General features: G+C 72.7%; 2 protein-coding genes. Both read left to right on the plus strand.

Features of this window, described 5'->3' with window-relative positions; translation table 11 throughout:
• The coding region (locus tag AB0G14_RS35530) for a CPBP family intramembrane glutamic endopeptidase (RefSeq protein ID WP_357705173.1) at positions 1 to 687 on the plus strand (687 nt) is incomplete at its 5' end.
• Positions 684 to 1751, plus strand: a 1068-nt coding sequence (locus AB0G14_RS35535) for a histidine kinase (protein ID WP_357705176.1), incomplete at its 3' end; no start/stop codon positions are given. The genes AB0G14_RS35530 and AB0G14_RS35535, both read left to right, overlap by 4 nt.

The following is a 1751-nucleotide window of genomic DNA, read 5'->3' on the forward strand; positions in this document are numbered from 1 at the left end:
CGGCGCACCGAACGCCGCGAGCCGGCCGAGCTGAGCCGGGGCGGCTGGGTCGAGAAGGTGGGCCGCGGGACGCTCATCGGGTTCGCGATGTTCGCGGCCGTCATCGCCAACATTGCGTTCCTCGGCGGCTACCACGTTGAGGGCTGGGGCTCGCCGACCGGAGCGCTGGCGCTGTTGGGGTTCATGGCGGTCGCCGCCGTGACCGAGGAGTTGCTGTTCCGGGGGGTGCTGTTCCGGATCGTCGAGGAGCGTACGGGCACCTGGATCGCTCTCGTGCTGACCGGCGTGGTGTTCGGCGCGATGCACCTGGCCAACCCGGACGCCAGCCTGTGGGGCGCGACCGCCATCGCGATCGAGGCCGGGTTCATGCTGGCCGCCTGTTACGCCGCCACCCGCAACTTGTGGGTCCCGATCGGCCTGCACTTCGGCTGGAATTTCGCCGCTGGCGGCATCTTCGGCGTCGCGGTGTCGGGTAACGGCGAGTCGAAAGGGCTGCTTGAGGCCTCGACGTCGGGATCGGTCGCGCTCAGCGGCGGCGACTTCGGGCCGGAGGGCAGCCTGTACGCGGTGCTGGCCGGCGTGGTGTTGACGGTGGTGTTCCTGTGGCTGGCCAAGCGCCGCGGGCACATCGTCCCGCGCCGCCACCGCACGGCGCAGTCCCCGGCAACCGCTACAGTCACCCAATGATCAAGCTGCGGAGGTTCCCGGATCTGTGGCGGCAGCGGCCGGTCACGGTCCGGGACCTCCCGCTCGCCCTCGCCTTCGCCCTCACGGCGGTGGTCCCGGCGCTGGAGCGGCAGGGTACGCAGCTCGGCGAACTGCCGGACCGCCCGTACGACGCGCTGACCGTCGGTGTCGTCGCCCTGGAGTGCCTTCCGCTGGCCGTCCGCCGCCGGTGGCCGGCTGTCTGCCTCGCGCTGGTGTCGCTCGGCTTCGCGATCGACCAGCTCCGCGGCTACCACACCATCGCGGGTACGGGACTGGCCATCGCGCTCGTCAGCGCCGGCGCCCACCTGGAACGGCGCCGCTGGGCCGTCGCGGGTCTCGCCTCGGCGGCGTACGTGTCCCTGGCGGTCTCGCTCGAGCGGGCCGGCTCGAGTGAGGGCGTCGCGGGGTTCACCACCTTCTACCTGCTGCTGGCGCTCGCGTGGGGCATCGGGGCGTGGCTGCGCCAGAACCGGGCCGCCGAGGCGGAACGCCGCCGCCATGTCGAGCAGGCCACCCGTACGGCGGAGCGCACGCGCATCGCCCGGGAGCTGCACGACGTCGTCACCCACCACGTGACGGCGATGGTCGTGCAGGCCGAGGCGGCGCGCTACCTGACCGGCAACCCGGACAAGCTGGACCAAACCTTGACCGCGATCACCGGCACCGGCCGGCGGGCCGTCGGCGACCTGCGGCAACTGCTCGACCTGCTCAACCCGGATCACAGCACAGACGAACCGCGTACGCCCTCGGTCGGCGACCTGGACGCCCTCGTCGACCATTCCCGGCAGGCCGGGCAGCCGGTCGAGTTCGTCCGGGAGGGCACGCCGGCGGCGGCCACTGGCAGCGCCGAGGTGGCGGCGTACCGGGTGGTGCAGGAGGCGCTGACGAACGCGTTGAAGTACGCGCACGGCAGCCGGACCAGGGTTCGCGTTCACCACGAAGAAGGGGAGACGACCGTGGAGGTCCGCACCGACGGCTCCGGATCCGGCAGCGCGTCCCCGGGCGGCAGCGGTCGCGGCCTCGCCGGGCTCCACGAGCGGGTC

Source organism: Micromonospora sp. NPDC023814, from assembly GCF_040639595.1.
Taxonomy (GTDB): Bacteria; Actinomycetota; Actinomycetes; order Mycobacteriales; family Micromonosporaceae; genus Micromonospora.